Origin of the sequence: Cypionkella psychrotolerans (genome assembly GCF_001294535.1) — a bacterium.
Lineage (GTDB): Bacteria > Pseudomonadota > Alphaproteobacteria > Rhodobacterales > Rhodobacteraceae > Cypionkella > Cypionkella psychrotolerans.
Map to the genome: position 1 here is coordinate 1 of NZ_LGIC01000087.1, position 24,170 is coordinate 24,170.

General features: G+C 60.5%; 24 protein-coding genes and 1 pseudogene. 14 read left to right on the forward strand and 11 right to left on the reverse strand.

Annotated elements, in window-relative coordinates; all coding sequences use genetic code 11:
* Both AKV04_RS27335 and AKV04_RS21905 read right to left on the reverse strand, forming a co-directional pair.
* A pseudogene (locus AKV04_RS27335) lies at positions 1-432 on the reverse strand (transposase); the annotation flags it as partial.
* Between the two features lie 53 nt (positions 433-485).
* The gene (locus tag AKV04_RS21905; RefSeq protein WP_162232930.1) at positions 486-950 is read right to left on the reverse strand and encodes a hypothetical protein; all 465 of its coding nucleotides are present in this window, start codon (positions 948-950) and stop codon (positions 486-488) included.
* Positions 951-1,047: 97 nt separating this feature from the next.
* Between AKV04_RS21905 and dusA the strand changes: the two genes are divergently transcribed.
* Entirely contained in the window at positions 1,048-2,058 is a 1,011-nt protein-coding gene (gene dusA / locus AKV04_RS21910) for a tRNA dihydrouridine(20/20a) synthase DusA (RefSeq protein WP_054008549.1), read from the forward strand.
* Here the strand turns inward: dusA and AKV04_RS21915 are convergent.
* The gene (locus AKV04_RS21915; protein WP_054008550.1) at positions 2,034-3,233 is read right to left on the reverse strand and encodes a multidrug effflux MFS transporter; all 1,200 of its coding nucleotides are present in this window, start codon (positions 3,231-3,233) and stop codon (positions 2,034-2,036) included. The genes dusA and AKV04_RS21915 overlap by 25 nt on opposite strands.
* Positions 3,234-3,367: 134 nt before the next feature.
* Here AKV04_RS21915 and AKV04_RS21920 point away from each other — a divergent pair, with 134 nt between their 5' ends.
* Together AKV04_RS21920 and AKV04_RS21925 are read left to right on the forward strand one after the other, a co-directional pair.
* The gene (locus tag AKV04_RS21920; protein ID WP_054008551.1) at positions 3,368-4,186 is read left to right on the forward strand and encodes a sulfite exporter TauE/SafE family protein; all 819 of its coding nucleotides are present in this window, start codon (positions 3,368-3,370) and stop codon (positions 4,184-4,186) included.
* 289 nt (positions 4,187-4,475) lie between these two features.
* Positions 4,476-6,473 carry a hypothetical protein gene (locus AKV04_RS21925; RefSeq protein WP_156317745.1) on the forward strand — a complete coding sequence of 666 codons (1,998 nt, stop codon included), beginning with the start codon at positions 4,476-4,478 and terminating at the stop codon, positions 6,471-6,473.
* 7 nt (positions 6,474-6,480) lie between these two features.
* On the opposite strand, the gene AKV04_RS21930 is transcribed toward AKV04_RS21925, so the two are convergent.
* From AKV04_RS21930 to ccmI, 6 genes are all read right to left on the reverse strand, one after another.
* Positions 6,481-7,374 carry a T6SS effector amidase Tae4 family protein gene (locus tag AKV04_RS21930; protein WP_054008553.1) on the reverse strand — a complete coding sequence of 298 codons (894 nt, stop codon included), beginning with the start codon at positions 7,372-7,374 and terminating at the stop codon, positions 6,481-6,483.
* A 78-nt stretch (positions 7,375-7,452) separates the two neighbouring features.
* Complete coding sequence (locus AKV04_RS21935) at positions 7,453-8,514, reverse strand: hypothetical protein (protein WP_156317747.1); 1,062 nt, start codon at positions 8,512-8,514, stop codon at positions 7,453-7,455.
* A 53-nt stretch (positions 8,515-8,567) separates the two neighbouring features.
* Complete coding sequence (locus tag AKV04_RS21940; RefSeq protein ID WP_156317749.1) at positions 8,568-9,086, reverse strand: transferrin-binding protein-like solute binding protein; 519 nt, start codon at positions 9,084-9,086, stop codon at positions 8,568-8,570.
* 93 nt (positions 9,087-9,179) lie between these two features.
* Complete coding sequence (locus AKV04_RS21945; RefSeq protein WP_054008556.1) at positions 9,180-9,422, reverse strand: DUF1289 domain-containing protein; 243 nt, start codon at positions 9,420-9,422, stop codon at positions 9,180-9,182.
* Positions 9,423-9,920, reverse strand: coding sequence for a Holliday junction resolvase RuvX (ruvX, locus tag AKV04_RS21950; protein WP_054008557.1), 498 nt, complete (start codon positions 9,918-9,920; stop codon positions 9,423-9,425).
* Positions 9,917-11,125, reverse strand: coding sequence for a c-type cytochrome biogenesis protein CcmI (gene ccmI / locus AKV04_RS21955; protein ID WP_082351807.1), 1,209 nt, complete (start codon positions 11,123-11,125; stop codon positions 9,917-9,919). The genes ruvX and ccmI overlap by 4 nt, the downstream gene beginning before the upstream one ends.
* A 190-nt stretch (positions 11,126-11,315) precedes the next feature.
* Between ccmI and AKV04_RS21960 the strand changes: the two genes are divergently transcribed.
* The 9 genes from AKV04_RS21960 to AKV04_RS22000 all read left to right on the forward strand — a co-directional run bounded on the left by AKV04_RS21960 (position 11,316) and on the right by AKV04_RS22000 (position 19,596).
* Positions 11,316-12,563, forward strand: a complete 1,248-nt coding sequence (locus tag AKV04_RS21960; protein ID WP_054008559.1) for a sarcosine oxidase subunit beta family protein — start codon at positions 11,316-11,318, stop codon at positions 12,561-12,563.
* 82 nt (positions 12,564-12,645) lie between these two features.
* Positions 12,646-12,999 carry a hypothetical protein gene (locus tag AKV04_RS26355; protein ID WP_054008560.1) on the forward strand — a complete coding sequence of 118 codons (354 nt, stop codon included), beginning with the start codon at positions 12,646-12,648 and terminating at the stop codon, positions 12,997-12,999.
* A gap of 126 nt (positions 13,000-13,125) precedes the next feature.
* Positions 13,126-13,449: a sarcosine oxidase subunit delta gene (locus AKV04_RS21970; RefSeq protein WP_054008561.1), complete on the forward strand. Its 324-nt coding sequence runs from the start codon at positions 13,126-13,128 to the stop codon at positions 13,447-13,449.
* A complete protein-coding gene (locus tag AKV04_RS21975; protein WP_054008562.1) occupies positions 13,446-16,454 on the forward strand; it encodes a sarcosine oxidase subunit alpha family protein in 3,009 nt (1,002 codons plus the stop codon). Before AKV04_RS21970 ends, AKV04_RS21975 begins: the two co-directional genes overlap by 4 nt.
* The gene (locus AKV04_RS21980) at positions 16,447-16,998 is read left to right on the forward strand and encodes a sarcosine oxidase subunit gamma (RefSeq protein ID WP_054008563.1); all 552 of its coding nucleotides are present in this window, start codon (positions 16,447-16,449) and stop codon (positions 16,996-16,998) included. Before AKV04_RS21975 ends, AKV04_RS21980 begins: the two co-directional genes overlap by 8 nt.
* A gap of 79 nt (positions 16,999-17,077) precedes the next feature.
* Positions 17,078-17,491 carry a hypothetical protein gene (locus AKV04_RS21985; protein WP_156317751.1) on the forward strand — a complete coding sequence of 138 codons (414 nt, stop codon included), beginning with the start codon at positions 17,078-17,080 and terminating at the stop codon, positions 17,489-17,491.
* Positions 17,492-17,535: 44 nt separating this feature from the next.
* A complete protein-coding gene (locus AKV04_RS21990; RefSeq protein WP_054008565.1) occupies positions 17,536-17,997 on the forward strand; it encodes a hypothetical protein in 462 nt (153 codons plus the stop codon).
* A gap of 82 nt (positions 17,998-18,079) precedes the next feature.
* Positions 18,080-18,679 (forward strand): superoxide dismutase, encoded by a 600-nt coding sequence (locus tag AKV04_RS21995; protein WP_054008566.1) that lies wholly within the window; start codon positions 18,080-18,082, stop codon positions 18,677-18,679.
* 26 nt (positions 18,680-18,705) lie between these two features.
* Entirely contained in the window at positions 18,706-19,596 is an 891-nt protein-coding gene (locus AKV04_RS22000; RefSeq protein ID WP_054008567.1) for a metallophosphoesterase, read from the forward strand.
* A gap of 27 nt (positions 19,597-19,623) precedes the next feature.
* Here AKV04_RS22000 and AKV04_RS22005 read toward each other — a convergent pair whose 3' ends face one another.
* Positions 19,624-20,187, reverse strand: a complete 564-nt coding sequence (locus tag AKV04_RS22005; protein WP_054008568.1) for an LOG family protein — start codon at positions 20,185-20,187, stop codon at positions 19,624-19,626.
* A gap of 93 nt (positions 20,188-20,280) precedes the next feature.
* On the opposite strand from AKV04_RS22005, the gene AKV04_RS22010 reads away from it, so the two are divergent.
* A complete protein-coding gene (locus AKV04_RS22010; RefSeq protein WP_082351797.1) occupies positions 20,281-21,831 on the forward strand; it encodes a LysM peptidoglycan-binding domain-containing protein in 1,551 nt (516 codons plus the stop codon).
* On the opposite strand, the gene AKV04_RS22015 is transcribed toward AKV04_RS22010, so the two are convergent.
* Positions 21,809-22,192, reverse strand: a complete 384-nt coding sequence (locus AKV04_RS22015; RefSeq protein ID WP_082351798.1) for an ArsR/SmtB family transcription factor — start codon at positions 22,190-22,192, stop codon at positions 21,809-21,811. The genes AKV04_RS22010 and AKV04_RS22015 overlap by 23 nt on opposite strands.
* 202 nt (positions 22,193-22,394) lie before the next feature.
* Here AKV04_RS22015 and AKV04_RS22020 point away from each other — a divergent pair, with 202 nt between their 5' ends.
* Positions 22,395-24,164, forward strand: a complete 1,770-nt coding sequence (locus AKV04_RS22020) for an ABCB family ABC transporter ATP-binding protein/permease (protein ID WP_054008652.1) — start codon at positions 22,395-22,397, stop codon at positions 24,162-24,164.
* Positions 24,165-24,170 lie beyond the last annotated feature (6 nt).

Sequence of the window (24,170 nt, forward strand, 5' to 3'; positions counted from 1 at the left end):
GCTTCAACAGCACCGTTTGGCGCTGATCCTCCAGCGCACGCTGACAAAAAGGTTCACGCAGCCATGCATAGAAGCCGCTCGGATGAACGGCCAGCATCCGGCACATAGCCCTGACGGCAAAGATTGGCCGGTGTTCGGCGATAAACGCATACCTCACCGGGATTCCCTGGCGAAGTATGCGGTCGCCTTTTTTAGGATGTCCCGTTCCTCCGTGACCCGCAGCAGATCTCGCTTCAACCGGCGGATCTCATCAGCTTGCGCATCGACCTCTTGGATCACCTTTGCGGGCCGCGAAAACTGCTTCTGCCATGTGTAGATCGACTTGGTGCTGACCCCCAATCGCTCGGCCACCTCGCGCACCGGGTAGCCCCGATCCTCGACCTGTGCGACCGCATCGCGCTTGAACTCATCTGTGAATTTGTTCGTGGACATATCGTCCTCCTTGCTTCCAAAATTACCAAGCAAGGCGTCTACAAATCTAGGGGCTATTCAACCGTGCGTGCGATCGAAAGCGCCGCGCTAAGATGACTGAGGTAGTTCTGGACCGTGGATGGGTCCCGTTCGCCGCGTCGCAGGGTGCCGGCGAAGTCCACGATGTCCTTGCTGCGCAGATCCTGGCAGGGAATTTCGGCGATCATGTATTCTGCCCGGATCGACCGAAGAACTTGCGTCTTGGTGCGCCCCATGGAAGTTCCCATCTCGATGAGGTAGTCTTTGAGAATGTCTCCGACCGACCCTGTCTTGCGTTGAACTGCTTCCAACCCGCCCGGGGAATGAAGTTCCCGTTCGCGACTCTTGAGCCAGGCTTCGGCTGTCGAGCGCCGATCGAAGGTGGAGGATTCCTGATGGACGATGCGACTGTTGGACTTGATAAGGATCTGCGCCCGAAAGGCGACACTTCCATCCGCACGCGTCCGTTCTACGATTGTACCCATTTTCCGGTAGTCCAAGACGTGTTTTTTGGTAGTCCTTGGACTACCGTTTGCGATCTATCGGCCCAAATACGCCATAACAACGCCAAATCCGACCTTCCGAGATCTAGCACATATGACTGAAAATTCAATAAAAACAAGTATTTCAATGGCGCACCGCTTGTCGGTCGCGCCGATGATGGATTGGTCTGACCGACATTGTCGATACTTCCACCGCCAGATGACCCGCCGCGCGATGCTGTATACCGAGATGGTGACGGCTGCTGCCATCCTGCATGGCCCAAAAGATCGCCTGCTGGATTTCAGCGCCGCGGAACATCCGATTGCGCTGCAAATTGGTGGCTCTGATCAGCGGGAACTGGCTGAGGCCACGCGGATCGCGGGCGCTTGGGGCTATGACGAGGTCAATCTGAACGTCGGCTGCCCGTCAGACCGGGTGCAATCCGGTTGCTTTGGCGCGGTGCTGATGGAGCGTCCGACGCTGGTCGCGGAATGTGTCGCGGCGATGATCGCTGAGGCGAATGTGCCTGTGACGGTGAAATGCCGGATTGGTGTGGATGAGCAAGACCCCGAAACCGTGCTGCCGGACTTTCTGGAAAAAGTCTCAGGCGCGGGGGTGAGCCATTTTATCATCCACGCCCGCAAGGCTTGGCTGAAGGGGCTGTCGCCGAAAGAAAACCGTGAGATTCCGCCGCTGAATTATGATCTGGTGCTGCGGATGAAAGCGGCTTTCCCGCATTTGACGATCTGCATCAATGGTGGGGTCACCTCGCTAACGCAAGCGAAAACTCTGCTGGATCAAGGGCTTGATGGCGTGATGCTGGGGCGCGCGGCTTACCACGATCCGGCTTCGGTGCTGGTGGGGGCCGATGCTTTGTGGGGTGATGCTTCGGGCGTGGATGCCTTTGGCGCGGTTGAGGCCATGCGGCCCTACATCCTCGACCACATTGCGACAGGTGGGCGTCTGCATCAGATCACCCGGCATATGTTGGGGCTGTTCACCGGGCGACCCGGCGCGCGCGGTTGGCGCCGGGTGTTGTCGGAACGCGCCAACAAACCCGGCGCGGGGTTGGATGTTTTAGACGCCGCTTTGGGCGAACTTCAGGCTGCTGCCACCGCCGCGTGACGTGGGATCAGCCGCGACAGCACCAAGGCAATCACGCCACACAAAGCAACCGCGCCCAGCATCGGCACCACGGTGCCATCCATGAACGGCCCGGTTGCCGCCACCAGAACGCCAGCCGCGACCATCTGCATGGTGCCGCCCAAGGATGCCGCCAAGCCCGCATGTTCGCCTTGTTCCTCTAGCGCCAGCACTTGTGCTGTCGGCAATACGACGCCGAGGAACATATTCGCCAAAAACAGCCCGGCGATGGTGACGTAGAGGTTGGCAAAGCCCAGCAAAGCCAGCGCGAACAGGCCGAAGGTGGCAAGTGCAAAGCCGGTCGTGGCCCGCACGATCATCTTTTTTGCGCCAACCCGGCGGCTGATGGTGGCGGCGAATTGCGACGCCGCGAAGAAGCCGAAGGCGTTGATGGCGAAGGCCAGCGAGAACTGGGTGGGGCTGAGGCCGAATTGCCCAGTGTAGACGAATGAGGCCGAGGCGATAAAGACAAAGAAGCTGGCGAAAGCAAAGCCTGCAAGGAAGGTCATCGCCAGAAAACCCCGGTCGCTGAACAACACACCCAGACCTTTGCGCATGGTGACAAGGTCAAAGCGTTGGCGTTTTTCGGCGGGCAAAGTCTCATCCACCATGAAATAGATCATGAAGAAGCTGAGGCTTGCGGCCAGCAACAAAGCCCAGAACACCAGCCGCCATGTGCCAAACGTCAGCAATGCCGAGCCGGACAGCGGGGCCAACAGCGGCGAGATCGCGATGACGATCATGATGGTGGACATCATGCGGGTGGCATCGGCTCCGGTGGCGAGATCGCGGATCATCGCGCGCAGCACCACCATATTAGCGGCTCCACCAATGCCTTGGATGAAGCGGCCGAAGATCAGAATTTCAACTGTGGGGGCCACTGCGCAGATCACCGTGCCCACCATGAACAGCGCCAGCCCCGCATACATCGGCGGCTTGCGGCCCGCTTGATCGGCCCAAGGGCCATAGACCAGCTGCGCCACGCCGAAGGCCAGAAAATACGCCACAATCGTCCATTGCACCGCCTGCATCGTGGTCGCCAGATCATCTTGGATCTTCGGCATCGCGGGCAGGTACATGTCAATCGCGAACGGGCCGACAGCGGCGACAAGGCCAAGGATCAGCGAGTAGCGCATTAGCGATACGGTTTTTGGCATGGAAACCTCAAATGTCGGACAATGGGTGAGGTTTAGCTTGCATTGGGGGGGAGGGAAAGGTCTGAACGGCTGGTATGCGCCGACAAGTCGGTCTAAGTCTTGGGCTATGTTTCGTATCCGAAAGAGGAGCTGTCATGCCCGAAATTTCCACGCTTTTGCCGATGGTGGCGTTGCTTTTCGTGATCGGCGGGGTGGCTGGGGTGGTGGCGGGATTGTTGGGGGTGGGCGGCGGTATCGTGCTGGTGCCGGCGTTTTTCTATGCGTTCAGCCATCTCGGGTATGACGGGCCGCAGTTGATGCAGATTTGTGTGGCGACCTCATTGGCGACGATCGTGGTGACCTCGCCGCGCTCGGTGGCGTCGCATCATAAGAAGGGTGCGGTGGATTGGCAGATGCTGCGGGATTGGGCACCGTTTATTGTCGGCGGTGCCTTGGCGGGGACGTTGGTGGCGGCTTTGGTGAAGTCGGTGGTGTTGCAGGTGGTGTTTGGGGTGCTGGCGGGGCTGGCGGGGCTTTATATGGCGTTTGGCAAGCCTAGCTGGCGGCTGGGCACGCAGCTTCCGGGGCAGCCTACGCGCGGGATCATGGCCTCGGTGCTGGCGTTTTGTTCGGCGATGATGGGGATTGGCGGCGGTACGTTTGGGGTGCCGTTGATGAGCCTTTATGGCGTGCCGATCCACCGGGCTGTCGCCACCGCAGCGGGGTTGGGGGTGTTGATTGCGACGCCTTCGGTGCTGGGGTTTTTGTTCGTGCCGATTGAAAACGCGCCGCCTTATACTTTGGGAGCGGTCAATCTGCCCGCGTTTCTCGTGGTGATTGGGTCGACGATGCTGACCACACCTTGGGGGGTGAAGCTGGCGCATGCGATGGATCCGAAGCCGCTGAAACGGGCATTTGCGGTGTTTATCACTTTGGTGGCGTTGAATATGCTGCGCAAGGTTGTGGGCTGGTAGAGGCGTTGTCCACGCGTGGACAGTTTTGCAGCCGTTATGAATCAAGGGCTTGCAAGGGTCAGGTAACGGATTATTAACATATGCAACCTTGGGTTGTTATGATAATCTGAATACATTCGTGTCAAATGGCCACGCCGTCTGCGCGAAATTGCCCAAGTTTGACCACGAAGTTCGGCCACATCTTCTCTAGGTTGATCCCGGCGCTGCGGCGGGGGGCAGCCTGCGCTGGCATGGGCTGGGGGGCCTTGTGCCAAGCGTTTGGGCGGATGTGTTCAGAAGGCTGCTTGGCATGGGACTTACGGCTGCAACGACGACAAGCGGCATTGCGATGATCAACATCGTGATGAAGGCGGCTGACGGCTCGGGCGGGACGTGGCAGGACCCGGTGCAAATCATCCCGCAAGATATGTATGGCAATCCTGAGCAATTCGTCGCCAGCATCAAGGCATCCCTGCCGCTGGTGAACAATTTGCGGGTGCAGTTTAACGAATTTTCCTTCAACGCCGATGGGTCGCTGAACCCGCAGATGGAGCGGTTTCTCGCGGCGGCGACGGCGGCAGGCTATCAGCTGACCATGGTGTACGCCGGGGGCGATGCGCAAAATATCGGGCGCAATATTGAGGGCTGGCCTGCGCTGAGCAACGCCGAGGCCTATGCGGCGCTGGAAGCCAATTACAGCGATGTGTCCGGGGCTTGGAGCAAAATGCTCGACTGGATGGATCAGCATAAATCGGTCGAGGATTCGGTTTATGGCTGGGAGCTGATGAACGAATCCGCGGGCTACAAGCATTCGGTACGGGCCAACGGCACGCAGGGCGATCTGGATAAGGCGGATTTCGTCAAGCTGTACGCCGATCACGCGATTGCTTTGACTGAGTTGATTGAGGCGCGGGCGGCGGGCAAGATATTGGTCGGCGGTTGGGGCTATAACGGCGATTTCCTGACCTTGGCGGGCACGATGATTGGCGGGGTTTCGGCGCTGGACTATTTGCGCGCCGGGGTCGGCGACAATCTGGTGTGGTCGTCGCATCTCTATCCCGGCTGGATGGGGACGCATCTGCCGACCACCAGTGCAGAGCTTTCAACCTTGCTGGATACATTGTTTGCCTCGGTCGCGGGTGATGCGGTGCTGATCACCGAGACCAATGCTGATGGTAAGGTCGATGATCCGGGATCGCTGTTGAATGAGGACGACCTCGCGGCCGCCAGTTATGAATGGTTCGCCGCACATGGCATGGGGATCGGCTGGTATCCGGGGCTGCAAACCGGGGCCTCTAGCCTGATGGTGATCAATGCCGATGGGTCCTTGACCGCACGGCATCAACATTCCTTGGCCCATGCGATGGATGCGTTTTCACTGGGGCAGCACGGCACTGCGGCTCAGGCGGCGGGGGAAGTTGTGGGCGTTAGCCTGACCAAAATGACCCTGCGCAATGAGGCTTATGAGGTTGCTGCTGGCGAGGCGGGCACGGATGCGGCGCAATATGCGGGCTTTGGCTTTGGTTATGGCGGCAATGATACGATCAATGGGCGCGCGATCTCGAATGATTTTCTCTATGGCGGCATGGGCAATGATCAGCTTTCGGGTTTTGCGGGCGATGATTTCCTGTTTGGGCAGGATGGCGCGGACCAGCTGATCGGGGGCGCGGGAATTGACGCGCTGTTTGGCGGGCGCGGCAATGATCGGCTGGATGGTGGCATGGGGCGCGATCAGCTTTATGGCGGTGTCGGCAATGATACCTATGTCGTGGATCAGACGGCGGATTCTGTGCGCGAACTGGTCGGCGAGGGCGTGGATACGGTGCTGAGCACGGCGCGGGTGTATTCTTTGAGCCGTCCGGGGCTGGAGGTGCAGACACAGGTGGAACATCTGACGTTTATCGGGGTCGGGGATTTTACCGGGACTGGTAACGGGCTGGCCAATCGGCTGACCGGAGGGGCGGGCAACGACCAGTTATTCGGGCTTGATGGCCAAGACAGTCTGATTGGCGGCGCGGGGGATGATCGCTTGGACGGCGGCACGGGGCGGGATTTTCTGACTGGGGGGGCGGGGGCGGATCAGTTTTTGTTCGCGAAAACCTCTGGCGCGGATCGGGTGATGGATTTCGAGGATAATGTCGACGTGCTGGTGCTGAGCGGCTTTGTCGGGGTCAGCACGGCCACGCAGGCTTTGAGCCACGCATTGCAGTATGGCGCGAATGTGGTGTTCAACTTTGGCGAGGGCGATGTGCTGACCGTGCTGAACACGACCAAGGCGGCGCTGATGGATGATCTATTGGTCAGCTAGGCGCTGGCTAGCGTCTGCGTCGTGGCGGTGGTGCTGGCATGGCGAGGGTCATTTTCGTGGCAATCGCGGGCAGGGTGTTGTTGATGCTGCCGATCATATGGCCGGGCTCGGCGTCGAGGACATAGGTTTCGGTGGTCTCGCCATCGGCAGAAGGCTCCCATTGGATCGAGAGGCCGGGGCGGGCATCGTTCAGCGTCACCACGCCCTGCATCATCGCCCCCCGCACCGGTTGGGTCAGGATATTGGCGGGGCGGGTGGTGGTGTAGAACACCACATATTGGTCGGAGATGTAGTAGAAATAGGGATCAGTGATGGTCTCAATCTGCCACCAGCCGACGGCCCAAGCGGGCATAGGGTCGCGGGCATCGTCGCCCGTGCATTGCCAGAAGATGATGCGGGGGACGCCGAAGATGCCGCGCTCGGACATGCCCGCGCCATTGGAACCGGGGGCGCCGTTCTGGATGATATGCTCGCCATTCCACAGCTCGGTGTGCAGGCCGTAGCCGTTGTCACGGAAGGTGATGATGCCGGAGCGGCCCGACAGACGCGCCTTGATGGCGTGGATATCGCCGTGGGCGGGGCCAGAATAGATCGTATCGCCCCGGCCATAGCGGTTGGTGAGATAGGTTTCCAATTCATCGACAGCGCCTAAGTAGTAGTTCTGGCCCAGTCTGGCGCAGGGGCGGCGATAACTGCGGGCGGGGATTTTATGCTCGGCCCCGGCGAGGTTCAGGGCCTCGGAAATCTGGAAGCAACAGGGGGTGTTGCGCGGGCCGGTGTTGCCGACATTCAGCGCATCCATGTAATCGCCGATGTGCTTGGGCAGGCGGTTGTAGGTGGGGTATCCGGCGCGCAGGGTGGCAAAATCTAAGGGAATTTGCCCAAGGGTGGGAATTGGCATGGCAACCTCATATCGCTGAAAACAGCTTGGAAATATGAGGAAAGGCTGGGCCGATCCGCGAGTCGTGTCAACCTTGGGTCAGAAGTCGATCAGGGCCACATCGAGATCGACCGAAACCCCATCATAGGCCGGAATGGTGGATTGGCGCTGGCTGAGCCGGAGGCTGGCTTCGGCGTGGCTGGTCAGTTTGCGGCTGAGGCCGATGGAGAAAACCTCATCGCGGCGGGGTTGGCCAAAAATCGCGCCGCCGGCCTCGACGCCGTAGCCTGCGAATAGCGTGGTCGAGACGCCCGCGATGGGGCGGGTGAGCGCGGCAGAGGTGCCGAACAGGCGGGTGTTGTAGCCGGGGATGCGTTCGCTTGCGTCGATGCGCAGGGTGAGCGCGCCCAAGCCTGCCTTGGCGGTGATCAGCTGCAAGCTGAGGCTGGTTTTGTCGTAGTCCTTGCGTTGGGATGTCTGCACGGTGGCGCGGGCTTCGTGGAAACCAAAGCGCGAGGCGAAGACTTTGCTGATGCCGATGGAGGCAAAGCGTTCGCGCTCGGGTGCATTGTCACGCTGGCTGAAGGTGTCGCCGAGGCAAATCTCGGCCCAACTGGTGCGGCCCAAATATTGCGCGCCGCACGCCGAGAGACCCGCGTTCAGAACATCAAGGCCATAGTCGAAGGAATGCGCTTGTGTGCCGTAAGCCGTCAAATCCAACGTGCGACCGGGGGCTATGGCAAAGCGGACGGTCAGGCTGGCTTCGCCACCAAACACCATCCCGGCTTTGGCGCGCGCATCGGGGTCTTCGTTGTGAAACAGGATATCGCCGATGTAGTAACCATCGCCCGGCGCGCCAGAGTTGATATTGCCATCATAGGCGACAATCGGGCGTAGATTGGCGCGGTAGGACAGCATCACCGGCGGCGCCGCTTTGGTCTGCTGCATGGCTTGGCCGTATTGCAGCCTTGCCACGAAATCATCCGCGCCTTGGGGTTTTTCGATTTGCAGCGCAAACAACATCAGGCGGGGGGAGCCGGAGTCGAGGGCCGCCTGCCAGTCGGTGGCGGGTGTTTGGGCGGCAAGCGGTAGAGGTGCTGCGGCGATCATGCCGCCGCAAATCGCCGCCTGCAACTGTCTGAAAAACAGCGAGTGTCTCACATTGATCCTGACCGCGACAGCCCTGCCCGCAGGCATTGGCTGGGCCAAAGCTGCTATTGTTTGATCGCAATTAAGGATGTTGTTGGCGAGCCGACGAATGTCACGCTGCCATCAATAGCATCGGCATTTGTGCCTTTGAACGTGCCGTCAATGTCGGCGCCAGTATAAATAGTATTTCCAGTATTGCGGGAGGTCAGCACACCTGTGGTTCGAACATCGAATTGCGATCCATAGATGTTACCCGTACCTCTCAGGCTGCCATCATACGCGACGCTGCCTTGTGCGGCTTTGGCTTTGATATTTGAGACCGTACCATCAATTTGATTGGTTGCAAAATTAGCGTCCAGACGGACATCCGAGGTGAGCGTCAGATTACCGCCGAGGCTTGGTTCATAATCGGTTTGCGAAGTTTTGCCTTTATAGGTGGCTTTGCCACTCGTCGGCATAGTGGCGGTGACGGGCAGGGCGCGGACTTGTGCGGCACTGAGCGAACCTGAACCTCCGCCACTGCTGGTACAAGCAGACATTGCAAGCACGGCTGTGAGGGCGGCGTATTTTCCGAAGGGCAGCATTTTCACTCCAATTTAAGAATCGTTAACATGTGTTACCTGACCACAGTGCAGCGGTAACGGCAATGTGATAATCATCAGATATTACTTGCTTATTTAGGTGTTTTGATCTGAGCCCGACAGCCGGGCCATGCGGCCACCGCGTCGCTTGGTCAACGTGGCCGCGCGGGAGGGCAGGTCGGTCATGATGGCTGTGCGCTCGGGCGCGGACAGGCGGGACCAGCTTGCGATCTCATCTATGCTGCGGAAACAGCCGACGCAGATGCGGGCCTCGGGGTGGACGACGCAGAGCTTGACGCAGGGGCTTTGAACTTCTTCGCGTTTCCAGACTTCGTCCATTCAGGTCTCATCCTGTTGAGGTGGCGGCGTGCGGCCCATATAGGCCAGCCGATCCAGCGCACCTTGTAGAATATAGCCCGCTGCGACTTGATCGATCACCTCGCGGCGACGCTTTCGAGACGTATCCGCCTCTATCAGCGCGCGCTCTGCCGCAACGGTGGACAGGCGTTCATCCCAGAAGGTGATCGGCAGCTCGGTCAGCTTTATCAGGTTGCGGGCGAAGGCGCGGGTGGATTGCACGCGCGGGCCTTCGGAGCCGTCCATGTTGAGGGGCAGGCCGAGGATGATGCCTGCGATGTTGCGCTCGGTCAGGATCGCCAGCAGGGCGCTGGCGTCTTCGGTGAATTTGGTGCGGCGGATAACGTGGATTGGGGTTGAAACGCTTCGGCGCAGGTCGGAAACCGCGATGCCGATGGTTTTGTCGCCAAGGTCGAGGCCGCAGATGGCACGGCCCTGCGGCAGGCTTGCGGCGAAGTCGGTGATGTCGGTCAGGATCATGGCGTGACCCCGGCGGTGGAGGCAGCGGCTTCGATTGTCCCCAAAGCGGCGTCATCGGCTTGGAACACGGTCAGCGCCTTGTCATAGGCGGCTTTGGCGCGGTTTTTTTCGCCGATCACCCCCAGCGAGGTGATCAGCTTGGCCCAGTCTTCCACCGGGCCGCCATCGGTGGTCAGGCGGGTTTCAAGCTGGCCGACCATGCCTTTGATCATGTCTTGGCGATCTGCCGCCGACATCTCGCCTGCGTTGGCGACATCTTCCGCTGTCGGGCCCTTGGTGGCGGGGAGTTGGTATTTGATGCCAGCGGCGTCGGCGGTGTCTTGCAACATGCCTTGAATGGGCGCGATCCAAGGGGCGGTCGCGGGGCCTTCGCGCAGCAAGGGTTCCCACAGGGCAAAAGCCCGGTCGGGGCGGCCGATTTCGGCGAACATCAGGCCCGAGAAATAGCGGGCGAGCGGGTTTGTGGGGTCAAGCTCCAGCGCGCGGATCAGGTGTTTTTCAGCTTCAGGCGTCACAAGGCCCCCTGCGGCGAAGATCATGGTTTGCGCTAGGCCTGCATGATCATTGGCACTGGCTTTGTCGCCGATCAGGCTGAGCAGGTGTTCTTGCGCCTTGCGGGCGGCGATGTAATTACCAAGCTGGGCTTCGTTTTTTGCCAGCAGGGCGAGGCCTTGTTGATCATCCGGGCGGGCTGAGACAGCGGCGCGGAGTTTTTCCATCAGGGCTACGAATTCGGCATCGGGCTTTGGCGTGGCTGCGGGGGCAGGGGCTGCGGCCTCGGCTGTGGTTTGGCTCGGGCGGTCGCGGTAGGCCTGATCAGCCATGGCGAGGCGGTCGGTCAAGGGCAGATCGCCATAGCCGGGGGCGCCGATGCGGTCATAGGTGTAAAGCGCTGCCACAGCCGCTAGGATGAGGGCGAGGGCAGTGGGCCAGAGTTTGCCGTGGCTGTTGGCGGCGGGGATTTGCCGCGCACGGTCAGCATCCAGCAGGCGGCGCGAGACTTCGGTTTTCACCCGCTCGGCCTCTGGGTCTGAGATCACCGCGCGGGCAAGGTCGCGGTCGACCTCGGCCAGCTGATCGCGGTAGACTTTCAGAGCGGCGTCAGAGTCGCCGCTGGCATCGCCGCGACGGTAGGCTTGTAGCAGGATCGCCACGACGCCAACCGTGAGGGCTGTCACCGCTGCCCAGAAAAACCAATCCTGCATCATCCGCCCCTTACTCACTGGCCCCGATGTAGGCGGTTTGGCGGCCCCGCAAAAGGGGGGATTCTGCCGCAGGCCGGGGCGTCGGTCTGAAATCACCACCTATGTCGTAATTTTCCCGATTGTGCCGCTGGTGGTGCGGGATACAAACAGGGATCACGCGATAAGCGGCGGAAGATATGAGGGCCAGCCCATGAAACGCTATTCGGTTTTCGCCATCGCCAAACAGGCGCTGAATTATCACTTGGGCTGGGAGCGTGCTTGGGCCGCACCTGCGCCGAAAAAGCACTATGATGTGATCATCGTGGGCGCAGGCGGGCATGGTCTGGCGACCGCCTATTACCTTGGCAAGAATTTCGGCATCACCAATGTGGCGATCATCGAAAAGGGCTGGCTGGGCGGTGGCAACACTGGGCGGAACACCACGATCATCCGCTCGAATTATCTGCAAGACCCCTCGGCTGCGATCTATGAAAAGGCGCGTAGCCTCTATGAGACGATGTCGCAGGATCTGAACTATAACGTGATGTTCAGCCCGCGTGGTCTGCTGATGCTTGGGCAAACCCATCATGAGGTGCGGGGATATCTGCGCACCGTCCACGCCAACAACATGCAAGGTGTTGCGACCGAGTGGATTTCGCCGCAGCGCGTCAAGGAGTTGGTGCCGATCATCAATATCGACGGGCCGCGCTATCCGATCTTGGGCGCGCTCTATCAGGCGCGCGGTGGCACGGCGCGGCATGATGCGGTCGCTTGGGGCTATGCGCGGGCCTGCTCGGATATGGGCATGGATATCATCCAGCAATGCGAGGTCAAAGGTGTGACCTCGGAAGCTGGGGTTGTGACCGGGGTGGAAACCACCAAAGGCTTTATCGGCTGTAAGAAGCTGGGCGTTGTGGTGGCGGGCCATTCGGGCCAAGTCGCTGAAATGGCGGGATTCCGGTTGCCTATTGAGGCGGTGGCGCTGCAAGCCATGGTGTCCGAGCCGATCAAGCCCTGCATGGATGTGGTGGTGATGGCCAACACCGTGCATGGCTATATGTCGCAATCTGACAAGGGTGAGATGGTGATCGGCGGTGGCACCGATGGCTTCAACAACTTCACCCAGCGCGGCTCTTTCCACCATATCGAGGAAACCCTGCGGGCGCTGATTGAGACGTTCCCGATGATCTCGCGGCTGAAAATGCTGCGGCAATGGGGTGGGATTGTCGATATGACCGGGGATCGCTCGCCGATCATCTCGAAAACGCCGCTGGGGAATTGCTTTATCAACTGCGGTTGGGGGACGGGCGGGTTTAAGGCGATTCCGGGCTCGGGCTGGGCGATGGCCGAACTGATGGCGAAAGGCGAACCGGGGGCTTTGGCCGAGGCGTTCAACATGTGGCGCTTCAAGGAAGGTCAGTTCATTGATGAAAGCGTTGCGGCTGGGGTGGCGCATTGATGTTGGGTTTTGCACCCCAATGGAACCAAAGCGCCCTTAGCGGCGTTTCCTTGGCAGATACATTCTGCAAGGAGACTTCATCATGGCTGAAGAATATCGCACACCACCCGAGCGCGACATCCGTATCACAGAGCCTAAACCGGCCAGCAATCTTGGCTTCATCGTCGGTGGCTTGGTCGTCGCAGTGGCTTTGCTTTTGTGGTTCGTCTTTGGCGACAGCAATATGGGCGCGAAAAACACCGGTGACACCAACAACGTCACGGTTGAAACGCCTGTCACGCCAGCCCCGGCTGATCCGGTCGCGCCTGCGCCCGCTGATCCCGTCACGCCAGCTCCGGCTGATCCGGTCGCTCCGGCACCTGCCGATCCGGTCGCTCCGGCACCTGCTGACCCTGTCACGCCTGCGCCCGCTGACCCGGCACCTGCTAACCCGTAACACTGCGGGCCTGCGGGCTTATACTGATAAGCTAATTTTGGGCGGACACCGTGCGGTGTTCGCCCTTTTTTCGTATCCGCAGATGGCCCCGGCTGCTGCGCCCAAATTGCCAACAGGGATGACGCTATGCTGATTCTGGAATGTCCGTATTGCGGCGTCAAAGCCGAAGAAACCGAACTGACACCGGGCTATGAGGCGCATCTCAAGCGCTTTGGTCCCGGTTCGTCGGATACCGAGTTTGAAGATTACATGTTTGCGCGCAAGAACCCCAAGGGGGTGCATTTTGAGCGCTGGCGGCATGTTTATGGCTGCGGCAAGTGGTTTTTGGCGGCGCGGGATACCAATACTTTGGAGGTGTTCGGCACCTATCCGGCGCAGTCTTCGGCTCCGCCTGCTGATTTGCAAGACAAGATTAAGGCCAAGCGGCCGGACTGGAAGGGTTACAAATGAGCACCCGTCTCTCAAAAGGTGGCCGGCTGATCGACCGCTCGGCACCGCAGGAATTTTCGTTCAACGGCAAGACCATGCGCGGACTTGCGGGGGATACTCTGGCAGCGGCGCTGCTGGCGAATGACCAGATGCTGCTGGGGCGCAGCTTCAAATATCACCGCCCGCGTGGGTTGGTGGCGGCGGGGCCGGAAGAACCCAATGCGATTGTCGGTCTGGGCCGCGACGGGCGGTTTGAACCCAACCAGCGCGTGACCACGACGGAACTGTTCGATGGGTTGGAAGCAGCGAGCCAGAACCACTGGCCGACGCTGGAATTTGACGTGGGGGTGATCAACAACACCCTGTCGCGGTTCCTGCCGGGTGGCTTCTACTACAAAACCTTCATGTGGCCGCGCGCGGCGTGGAAGCATGTGTTTGAGCCGATCATCCGCCGCTCGGCGGGGCTTGGCAAGGCTCCGACCGCGCGCGACGCCGACCGCTATGAATACACCTACAGCTTCTGCGATGTGCTGATTTTGGGCGGCGGTATTGCGGGCTTGCAGGCGGCTTTGGTCGCGGGCGCTTCGGGTGCGCGGGTTATGCTGCTGGAACAATCGGCGCATTGGGGCGGGCGGGCGCCTGTCGATGGCGATGTGATTGAGGGAAAACCGGCTGAGGTTTGGATTAACTCTGCCGTGCAAACCCTTGCCGCACTTGAGAATGTGGCGATGCGGCTGCGCACCATGGGCGCAGGGGTGTATGATCACGGCTATGTGCTGGCGGAAGAAAAGATCGCCGATACCACGCCGGGTGACGGGCGGCCGAAGCATCGGCTGTGGCGTATTCGCACCGCCCAGATCGTCACCGCGACGGGGGCAATTGAGCGGCCATTGTCGTTTGCGGGCAATGATATTCCCGGCGTGATGCTGGCGGGATCGGTGCGCGAGTATGTGGTGAATTACGCGGTGTCTCCGGGTGATCGCACGGTGGTTGTCACCAACAATGACGACGCCTACCGCACCGCGATTGCGCTGGTGCAGGCGGGGCTGGCAGTGCCCTGCATCGTGGATGCGCGGGCTTCGGTGACCGGGGATCTGCCTGCGAAAGCCCGTGCTATGGGAATTCGCGTTGAAACGGGTAAAGCGATTGCCAAGGTCAAGGGCGGCAAGCGTGTCACTGGGGTTTCGCTCTGCGTGCAAGCGGGCGAAGGCGCTGTTCTGGAAGAGATTTCCTGCGACGCGGTGGCGATGTCGGGCGGCTGGTCTCCGGTGGTGCATCTGTGGAGCCATTGCGGCGGCAAGCTGATCTGGGACAAGACCCGTGCACATTTCCGCCCAGACGCAAGCCGTCCGCCGACCGGGCAGGATGGATTGGCGATGGTGGTGCCTGTCGGCAATGCCAATGGCGCGATGACGGCGGCGGAGGCTTTGATTTGCGGCGCTAAAGGTGGCGCGGCGGCGGCTGAGGCGGCTGGATTTAAGGCAGAGGCCAAGGCTGCCGTGGCCGAGGCTGCACCTGAAGCGGATATGGAAGCGGTCTGGATCATGCCGCAGGGCGCGGGTCCGGCGCTGAAGGCCAAGATGTGGCTGGATTATCAGAACGATGTGAAAGTCTCCGACGTGCAGCTTGCGGCGCGGGAGGGTTATACTTCGGTCGAACACACCAAGCGCTACACCACTTTGGGCATGGCAACAGATCAGGGTAAGCTAAGCAATATCAACGGTCTGGCCGTGCTTGCTGATGCGTTGCATGAAGAGATTCCGCAGGTTGGCACCACCACCTTCCGCCCGCCCTATGCGCCTGTGACTTTGGGGGCTTTGGCTGGCGAGTCGCGTGGCGATATCTTCCAGCCGCTGCGCAAGACGCCGATGCATGCATGGCATGAGAAGAACCACGCGTATTTTGAACCTGTCGGGTTGTGGCGCAGGCCCTATACTTTCCCGCGTGCGGGTGAGAACCACGAGCAGGCGGTGCATCGTGAGGTGCTGAATACGCGGACCAATCTGGGGCTGCTGGATGCCTCGACGCTAGGCAAGATCATCGTCAAGGGGCCAGATGCGGGTCGCTTCCTTGATATGCTTTACACCGGGGTGATGAGCAGCTTGCCGGTGGGCAAATGCCGTTATGGCTTGATGTGTTCCGAGCAGGGCTTCTTGTCAGACGACGGAGTAGTGGCGCGGATTGATGAGGATACCTGGCTTTGCCACACCACATCCGGCGGCGCGGATCGCATCCATGCCTGGATGGAAGATTGGCTGCAATGCGAATGGTGGGATTGGCAGGTCTATACCGCCAATGTCACCGAGCAACTGGCTCAGGTGGCGGTTGTTGGACCTAACGCGCGGAGAGTGTTGGAGAAATTGGGCGGGATGGATGTTTCCAAGGAAACATTGCCGTTCATGCAATGGGCCGATGGCACCTTGGGCGGCTTTCCTGCACGGGTGTACAGGATCAGCTTTTCGGGCGAATTGTCCTATGAAGTCGCGGTTCCGGCGAGCATGGGATTGGCGTTCTGGGAAGCTTTGCACGCAGCGGGCGCGGAGTTTGGCGCGATGGTCTATGGCACCGAAGCGCTGCATATCATGCGGGCCGAGAAGGGCTTTATCATGATCGGCGATGAGACGGATGGCACCATTATTCCGCAGGATTTGAACTTGGGCTGGGCGATCTCGAAGAAGAAGGCTGACTTCTTGGGCAAGCGCGGGCAGGAGCGGAATTATCTGGCGAGCCCCGATCGTTGGAAGCTGGCGGGGTTTGAGACTCTGGACGGCTCGGTCATTCAGGACGGCGCTTATATCCCCTCGGCGGGTAAGAATGCTAATGGGCAGGGCAATACGCAGGGGCGCGTCACTTCGACCTACTTCTCGCCGACCTTGAAGAAGGGCATTGCGATGGGGTTGATCAAGGGCGGCATGGATCGTTTGGGCGATGTGGTGGAGTTTACTACGATCACCGGCGGGGTTGTGAAGGCCAAGGTGGTTGATCCAGTGTTCTATGATAAAGACGGGGAGAAAAATAATGTCTAATGCAGTCAGTGCTTTGGGCCATGCCTCGTTCGATGGATTCGCGAAAGTGCGCGAGATTGGCCCGATTGGGATGATCTCGCTGCGCGCCAAGGCTGATCTGCCGGGGTTGGCGGCGGCGATTAAGGCGGCGGTGGGGACGGGTGTTCCTGCGCAGCGCCAGATTGAGATTGCGGGCGATAAAGCGGCGGGCTGGATGAGCCCGGATGAATATCTGCTGCTGCTGCCTTATGGTGAAACCGATGCGGCGCTAGCGGCGATTGCCGAGGCTTTGCGCGGTCAGCATCATCTGGCGGTAACGCTATCGGATGCGCGCGCGGTGTTTCGGATTGAGGGCGCAAAGGCCGATCAGGTGTTGGCCAAGCTGTCTCCGGTGGATTTCGCAACCTTGGGGTCGAAGGAATTGCGTCGCACAAGGGCGGCACAGGTGGCTGCGGCGTTCTGGAAAGACGGGGACGGCTATACGCTGGTGTGTTTCCGTTCGGTGGCCGCTTACGTCATGGGCCTGCTCAGCCATTCCGCGACTTCGGGCAGCGAGATTTCGTAAGAAATTTCTATCGTTTACGGATTGACGCAAGCTCCGGGCATCGTTGTTATGGCGGCAGGTTTTAACAAGGGTGTGCCGGATGCAGTTGTGTTTAAAGGGTTTCGCCCTAAGCTTGGCGATGATTTTGGGCGCGTGTGCTGCCTATGCCAAGCCAGTGATTTACGACTGTAAGCCAGAGGCGGGGCGGTCTGATACGGTGTTGCAGCCGGAATATCTGATCTCTTATGACAAGGCCACGGGTGAGGTGTTGATCAATGATCCAATCATCATGGGCACCAGTGGCAAGCCGATCAAAGGCAAACTGCAATCCGACAGCGATGTGCGCAGCGTGTTCGACTGGCAGCTGAAGACCCTAAAAGGCACCAGCGGCAGTGCGTCTTGGCAGTATCGCGCAAAGGTGTTCAAGGCCGATGGTCGGCTGACGTTGACCGTGACTCCGGTGGGCTATGACAATCACTTCTCATCCGAAGGCAGTTGCAGCGTTCAGAAGTGACGATGGCCGGCCCGGCTTTGCTGGTCAGAAAATAATGACATTATATGGAATTTATCATGCGATCCAATAGATTGGCGCTTGCGACGCTGTTGACGATGGCGGCCACTGGCGCGGTGGCGCAGCCGATGGTCTATGATTGTGCACCCAGTTCCGGCGCCGATGATTCCATCATCCAGTCGCATATTCTGATCGCACATGATCCGGACGCCGGCGCGTTTCTGGTGAATGATGGAGTGATCATGAGCGTTTATGGCGGCCCGATCAAAGGTGTTGTGGCTGCAGAATCTAAGGAATGGGTCACATTCAGCTGGCGTATCGAGCGGATCAAGTTGGGTTCCATACGCTCGAATTTGGACTATCGCATCAAGGTGCACAAACCAGACGGCAGGCTGGCATTCACAGTGATGGCACCCAGCTTCAGCAATCAGATCGACGACGTCGGCCACTGCACGGTAAAGGGCGCGAAGGCCAGCAAAAAGTCGGGCAAGAAGTCGGGCAAGAAATAGCCAAATCGCCCGCTTGCTCTTGACCTTGGCGTTTCAAAGTCACTTATAGAGGGCAACGCACATCTGAACAGGAGTACCTCCGATGGCCTTTACCCTTCCCGATCTTCCCTATGCGCATGACGCTTTGGCTGGCCTTGGCATGTCGAAAGAGACGTTGGAATTCCACCACGATCTGCACCACAAAGCCTATGTTGACAACGGCAACAAGCTGATCGCGGGCACCGAGTGGGAGTCCAAGTCGCTGGAAGACATCGTGAAAGGCACCTATGTGGCGGGTTCTGTCGCGCAGAATGGTATCTTCAACAATGCCAGCCAGCATTGGAATCACAACCTGTTCTGGGAAGTGATGGGGCCTGCGGGCAAGGCGATGCCGGGTGCTTTGGAAAAGGCACTGGTTGAGGCGTTCGGCTCGGTTGCCAAGTTCAAGGAAGATTTCGCAGCGGCGGGTGCGGGCCAGTTCGGTTCGGGCTGGGCGTGGCTGGTGAAAGACAAGGACGGCGCTTTGAAGATCACCAAGACCGAAAACGGCGTCAACCCGCTGTGCTTTGGTCAGACCGCACTGCTCGGCTGTGATGTGTGGGAACATTCCTACTACATCGACTTCCGCAACAAGCGCCCGGCTTACTTGAGCAACTTCCTTGACAAGCTGGTCAACTGGGAAGCGGTTGCGGCCAAGCTGTAATATTTTGCGCCGATGATGTCCTGACCATGATAAGTCGGCGTGGATTTTTGAAAGGCCTGCTGGGGGGAACTCTGGCAGGCTTTTTCATGGGCGGCTATGCGGTGTCCGAGGCGGCTTGGCAGTTGCGGGTGCAAAACTGGGCGGTTGACCCCCCCGGTTGGCGGCGCGGACAGCGGTTGCGGATTGTCATGGTGGCGGATTTGCACGCCGCGAGCTTTGGCATGGATGAGCGGCGGGTGGCGCGGGTGGTCGAGATTGCCAATGCGCAGGGTGCCGATCTGATTGCCTTGATGGGGGATTATCGCGCGACGCACCGCTTTCAGACCCGCCGTGTGTCGATTGACGTGGTGGCCCCGATCTTGGCGGGGCTGCGCGCGCCCTTGGGGGTGTATGCGGTGACGGGCAATCACGATTGGTGGGATGACCGCCAAGCCATCGCGCGCAGGGCGGGGCCCTGCCATACTCAGGTGGCGCTAGAGGCTGCGGGGATACCCGTTTTGGCGAATCGGGCGGTGAAGCTGGGTGCTGTCGGGGCAACGTTCTGGCTGGGCGGCACCGAGAGCCAATCGTGTTTTCAACGCGAAAATCGCCGCGATATCATTGGCATGTCGGATGTGCCGGGGGTGGTGGCGCAGTTGACGGGTGACGATCCTGCGATCCTGCTGGCGCATGAGCCGGATCAATTCGTCACCGTGCCCGACCGGGTGGCGCTGACGCTTTCGGGGCATACCCATGGCGGGCAGGTGCGCTTTGGGCCTTGGGCGCCGGTGGTGCCGTCGCGCTTTGGCCAGCGGTTCGACTATGGGCATTTCCGCGAGGGTGCGCGCGATCTGGTGGTGTCGGGTGGGTTGGGGTGCTCTGGCCTGCCGATACGGCTGGGGGTGCCGCCCGAAATTACCGTGGTGGATTTGTCTTAGGGGCGGCTGTGTTTGGCGGCTTGGACGTCAGGATAAAGCCACGCGTAGGGCCTCGGTCAGGGCGGGCACGTCGGGGATTGCGGTGAAGTAACCTTTGACCGAGGCGTCTGCGAAGCCTTCGGCGATGATGTGGTCGAGCAGGGCGATCAGCGGGTTCCAGTAGCCTTCGGAATTGAGCAGAAAGATCGGTTTGCGGTGCAGGCCGATTTGCGCCCAGGTCAGCACTTCGAAGAACTCATCGAGCGATCCTGCACCGCCCGGCAGCACCACGACGGCATCCGAATTCATGAACATCACCTTTTTGCGCTCGTGCATATCCTCGGTGATCACCAGTTGCGACAGATCTTGCTTGCCGCGCTCGGCTGTCATCAGATGCGTGGGGATGACGCCGAAGGTGGGGGCCCCTGCGGTTTGGGCGCTGCGGGCAACCTCGCCCATTAAACCCACGTCACCTGCGCCGTAAACCAGCCGCCAGCCTTGGGCGGCGATGGCCTCGCCCATGGCGCGGGCGGCAAGGGTATGGGCGGGATTGGTGCCGGCGCGCGCGCCACAGAAGACACAGATCGAAGACAGAGCACGGGCCATGGGCATATCTATCCGAAAATTGTTGCTTTAACGCCTGATATAGCGGTTCCATGACGAAAGAAAGAAGGGCCGGGAACAGGCCTTACTCGGGGGGAAGCGATGGCTGGTTGGAGTGGATTGAGTGCGGCTGCGCGGGGGGCTGTGTTGCTGGGCGGCGCTGCGGTGGTGGCGGTGGCGGGGTATTTCGGTTTCGCGCGCGCGCCTGTGGCTGTGGTGCCAAGTGAGGCGGTGTCAAGTGAGAGTGGGGCAAGTGAGACTGCCGCTGGTGAGAGTGCGGCCAATCAGACTGCTGCAAGCGAGGCTGGGGCAGCTGACCCTGCTGCTGGGGCTGATGCGCCCGCAGTTGCGCCAATAGCGGGGCAGCCAAGTGCAGAAGGGGTGGCGGCCGAAACCCCCAGCACCGCAGACTCGACCGCTGCGACTGCAGCCGCAGAAGTTCCTATCGTCGCCGCGACTGTGGCGCCAACTGCGGCGCTGGCGGGGGCGATCCTGCCCAGCTTTGATGTGGCCCGCATCGCACCGGATGGTGCCGCGACGGTGGCGGGGCAGGCTGCTCCGGGGGCTGCGGTGGCGATGCTGGTCGATGGCGTTGAGGTTGCGCGTGCAAAGGCCGATGCGCAGGGCAAGTTTGCAGCGCTGTTCACTTTGCCGCCAAGCCCGGAGGCGCGGTTGCTGTCGCTGGCTGCAACGGGCGCGGATGGGGTTGCGGTTGCCGGAACCGAGACGGTGGCGCTGGCTCCGGTGGCGGGTGCGGCTGAAGTCGCCGTGTCAGGCGCGGTGGAGCCCGCGTTGCAGGCTCCGGCGGCGGTGCTGATCGCGCCCGAGGGGGTGAAGGTGTTGCAATCGGCTGCCGAAGTGCCTGCGGAGGTTGCGGCGGGCGTTGCGGTGGATAGTATCAGCTACGCACCAGAAGGCGCGGTGATGTTGGGCGGGCATGCGGGCGCTGGCGCGGGGTTGCGCTTATATCTGGATGGTGCCGCGATAGCGGATGTCGTTGCGGGGCCGGATGGCGCTTGGGCTGCGACGCTGACGGACGTAGTGGCGGGGATTTACACCTTGCGGGTGGATCAGTTGGCGGCGGATGGCACGGTGAGCGCGCGGTTTGAGACGCCGTTCAAGCGCGAGACATTGGCGGCTTTGGCTGCGGCCTCGGTGCCAGCGGTTCAGCCGGAAGTGGCTGTAGAGGCGGCACCCATTGCGGTAGATGCGAGCAGCGCTGACGCGCCGCAACCCGTCGCAGAACCTGCGCCCGCTGCGGATACGACTGCCGTCGCGGCGGCTCCAGCGTCACCTGCTGACGGGACGGAGGTTGCGGCGGGCGAAGCAGCCCCTGCGGCTGAACCCACCACTGCTGATACGGCCCCTGTTGTTGAAGCCGCGCCTGTTGCGGACGCCACCGCCGCGGTTCCTGACGCCGCGCCTGTTGCGGACGCAGCATCCGTCACGGCCGAACCTGCGGCTGTGGCCCCGGGCAAGCCCGCCCCGGTCACTGTCACCGTGCAGCCGGGTTATACGCTGTGGGGCATTGCGCAGCAGAATTTCGGCGATGGCGTGCTCTATGTGCAGGTGTTTGAGGCCAACAAGGACAAGATCAAAGACCCCGACCTGATCTATCCGGGGCAGGTGTTTACGATTCCTGCGGCGCCGTAGCCGGGGTAATTGCAGCCGGGGTGATCGCTGGTGCCGTCACGCTGCTGTCGTGGCGGCAGCAGGCCATCACCTCGGGGTGTTCCATGCAGCAATCGTTCAAAAGAAAGCTGATCGTTGCGCCCATGCCTGCGGCATCGACCGAGTAGAACACATTGCGGGCGAGTTTGCGCGAGCGGATCAGGCCGGCTTGCTCCAACGCCGCCAGATGGAATGACAACCGCGACGACGACAGCCCCAAAGCGCGGCTGATCTCGCCTGCGGCCAGTCCCTGATCGCCCAAGGGCATCAGCAGGCGCATCAGATCCAGCCTTGCATCATTGGCAAGCGCGGAGAGTGCGGCGAGGGCTTGGGATTTCTCCACGTTTCAACTGCTCATGAATCATTGAACTATCTTGGTGTAGTGGATATGTGGGATGCGGTAAAGCGGGTGCGGCCTTTTGGCCCCTGCGATGAGGGATCAAGTGATGCGGAATACGACAACCAAGGTGACCCCGGCCACGGTAACTTCGGCGAAGGTAACCCCGGCGGCAGACAATGACGGCCATGCCGGTGGCTGGGCAACGATGAAACGTGTGGCCCCCTATCTGTGGCCGGAAGGCGAGACTTGGATCAAGGTGCGGGTGGTCGCGGCGCTGTTGTTCTTGCTGGCGGCCAAGCTGGTGTCGATCACCATGCCGTTCATGTACAAGCAAGCGGTGGATGCTTTGGTCGGCAAAGACCCGAGTGCGGCGACGATGCTGGGTTTAGGCGCTGTCGGGCTGACGGTGGCTTATGGTTTGGCGCGGTTTGGCACTGTGGCGCTGGGTGAATTCCGCGATTGGGTGTTTGTGCGGGTCGGCCAGCGGGCGTTGCGCAAGCTGGCTTTGGAGACCTTCACCCATATTCACCGCCTGTCGATGCGCTATCACATCACCCGCAAAACCGGTGGGCTTTCCCGCGTGATTGAGCGCGGCGTGAAGGGTGTCGATTTCCTGTTGCGCTTCATGTTGCTGTCGATTGGGCCGCTGATTTTGGAACTGTCGCTGGTGTCGATCATCTTCGCTTTGTATTTTGGCTGGCAATATGCCGTCGTGGTGGTGGTGACGATCACGATCTATGTGACCTACACCTTTAAGGTCACCGAATGGCGGGTCGCGATCCGTCGGCAGATGAATGATCAGGACACCGATGCCAACCAGAAGGCGATTGACTCGCTGTTGAACTTTGAGACGGTGAAATATTTCAACGCTGAGGCGCGGGAAGCCGCGCGCTATGATGGCGCGATGGCGGCCTATGAGGGTTTTGCGGTGCGCACCGGGCAAAGTCTGTCGGTGCTGAACATGGGGCAGAGTTTCATCATCACCACCGGGCTTATTCTGGTGATGGTGATGTCGGCTTATGGCGTCGAGGCGGGCAAGTTTACCGTCGGCGATTTCGTGATGGTCAACGCCTATATGGTGCAGATCACCATGCCGTTGAACTTCCTTGGCACCGTGTACCGCGAGATCCGGCAGGCTTTGGTCGATATGGCGGCGATGTTTCATCTGTTGGGGCAACCCGAGGAAGTCACCGATAAACCCGGCGCTGTGGCGTTGCAGGTGACGGGGGGCGAGGTGACGTTTGAGGATGTGCGGTTTGAATATGATCCGTCGCGGCCTATTCTGAAGGGCATCAGCTTCACGCTGAAGCCGGGGCAGCGTTATGCACTGGTCGGGCCGTCGGGCTCGGGTAAATCGACGATTGGGCGGCTGTTGTTCCGGTTTTACGATGTGACCGGCGGGGCCATTCGGATTGACGGGCAGGATTTGCGCGATGTGACGCAGACCTCGCTACATGGGCTGATCGGCGTGGTGCCGCAGGACACGGTGTTGTTCAACGATACCGTGCATTACAACATCGCTTACGGGCGCGCAGGGGCGACCGAGGCGGAGATTGTGGCGGCGGCGAAGGCGGCGAAGATCCATGATTTCATCATCTCATTGCCGGATGGCTATGCCACCACGGTGGGTGAGCGTGGGCTGAAGCTGTCGGGTGGGGAGAAGCAGCGGGTGGGCATTGCGCGGACCTTGTTGAAGAACCCGCCGATCTTGGTGTTGGATGAGGCGACTTCGGCCTTGGACACTCAGACCGAGCAGAGCATTCAGGAGTCTTTGCGCGAAATGGGGCAGGGGCGGTCGGTGATCACCATCGCCCATAGGCTTTCGACGATTGCCGACGCCGATTGTATTCTGGTGCTGGAGGATGGCGTGGTGACCGAACGCGGCACGCATGACGAGTTGCTCGCGCGCGATGGCAAATATGCCGCGATGTGGGCGCGTCAATCGGCGGATGAGGAAGAAGCGCAGGCGGCCTGAGGCTTT

Coding starts and splice junctions, on each gene's coding strand:
- dusA (WP_054008549.1), top strand. CDS start 1,048: ATGACTGAAAATTCAATAAAAACAAGTATTTCAATGGCGCACCGCTTG.
- AKV04_RS21915 (WP_054008550.1), bottom strand. CDS start 3,233: ATGCCAAAAACCGTATCGCTAATGCGCTACTCGCTGATCCTTGGCCTT.
- AKV04_RS21920 (WP_054008551.1), top strand. CDS start 3,368: ATGCCCGAAATTTCCACGCTTTTGCCGATGGTGGCGTTGCTTTTCGTG.
- AKV04_RS21925 (WP_156317745.1), top strand. CDS start 4,476: ATGGGACTTACGGCTGCAACGACGACAAGCGGCATTGCGATGATCAAC.
- AKV04_RS21930 (WP_054008553.1), bottom strand. CDS start 7,374: ATGCCAATTCCCACCCTTGGGCAAATTCCCTTAGATTTTGCCACCCTG.
- AKV04_RS21940 (WP_156317749.1), bottom strand. CDS start 9,086: ATGCTGCCCTTCGGAAAATACGCCGCCCTCACAGCCGTGCTTGCAATG.
- AKV04_RS21945 (WP_054008556.1), bottom strand. CDS start 9,422: ATGGACGAAGTCTGGAAACGCGAAGAAGTTCAAAGCCCCTGCGTCAAG.
- ruvX (WP_054008557.1), bottom strand. CDS start 9,920: ATGATCCTGACCGACATCACCGACTTCGCCGCAAGCCTGCCGCAGGGC.
- ccmI (WP_082351807.1), bottom strand. CDS start 11,125: ATGCAGGATTGGTTTTTCTGGGCAGCGGTGACAGCCCTCACGGTTGGC.
- AKV04_RS21960 (WP_054008559.1), top strand. CDS start 11,316: ATGAAACGCTATTCGGTTTTCGCCATCGCCAAACAGGCGCTGAATTAT.
- AKV04_RS26355 (WP_054008560.1), top strand. CDS start 12,646: ATGGCTGAAGAATATCGCACACCACCCGAGCGCGACATCCGTATCACA.
- AKV04_RS21970 (WP_054008561.1), top strand. CDS start 13,126: ATGCTGATTCTGGAATGTCCGTATTGCGGCGTCAAAGCCGAAGAAACC.
- AKV04_RS21975 (WP_054008562.1), top strand. CDS start 13,446: ATGAGCACCCGTCTCTCAAAAGGTGGCCGGCTGATCGACCGCTCGGCA.
- AKV04_RS21980 (WP_054008563.1), top strand. CDS start 16,447: ATGTCTAATGCAGTCAGTGCTTTGGGCCATGCCTCGTTCGATGGATTC.
- AKV04_RS21985 (WP_156317751.1), top strand. CDS start 17,078: ATGCAGTTGTGTTTAAAGGGTTTCGCCCTAAGCTTGGCGATGATTTTG.
- AKV04_RS21990 (WP_054008565.1), top strand. CDS start 17,536: ATGGAATTTATCATGCGATCCAATAGATTGGCGCTTGCGACGCTGTTG.
- AKV04_RS21995 (WP_054008566.1), top strand. CDS start 18,080: ATGGCCTTTACCCTTCCCGATCTTCCCTATGCGCATGACGCTTTGGCT.
- AKV04_RS22000 (WP_054008567.1), top strand. CDS start 18,706: ATGATAAGTCGGCGTGGATTTTTGAAAGGCCTGCTGGGGGGAACTCTG.
- AKV04_RS22005 (WP_054008568.1), bottom strand. CDS start 20,187: ATGCCCATGGCCCGTGCTCTGTCTTCGATCTGTGTCTTCTGTGGCGCG.
- AKV04_RS22010 (WP_082351797.1), top strand. CDS start 20,281: ATGGCTGGTTGGAGTGGATTGAGTGCGGCTGCGCGGGGGGCTGTGTTG.
- AKV04_RS22020 (WP_054008652.1), top strand. CDS start 22,395: ATGAAACGTGTGGCCCCCTATCTGTGGCCGGAAGGCGAGACTTGGATC.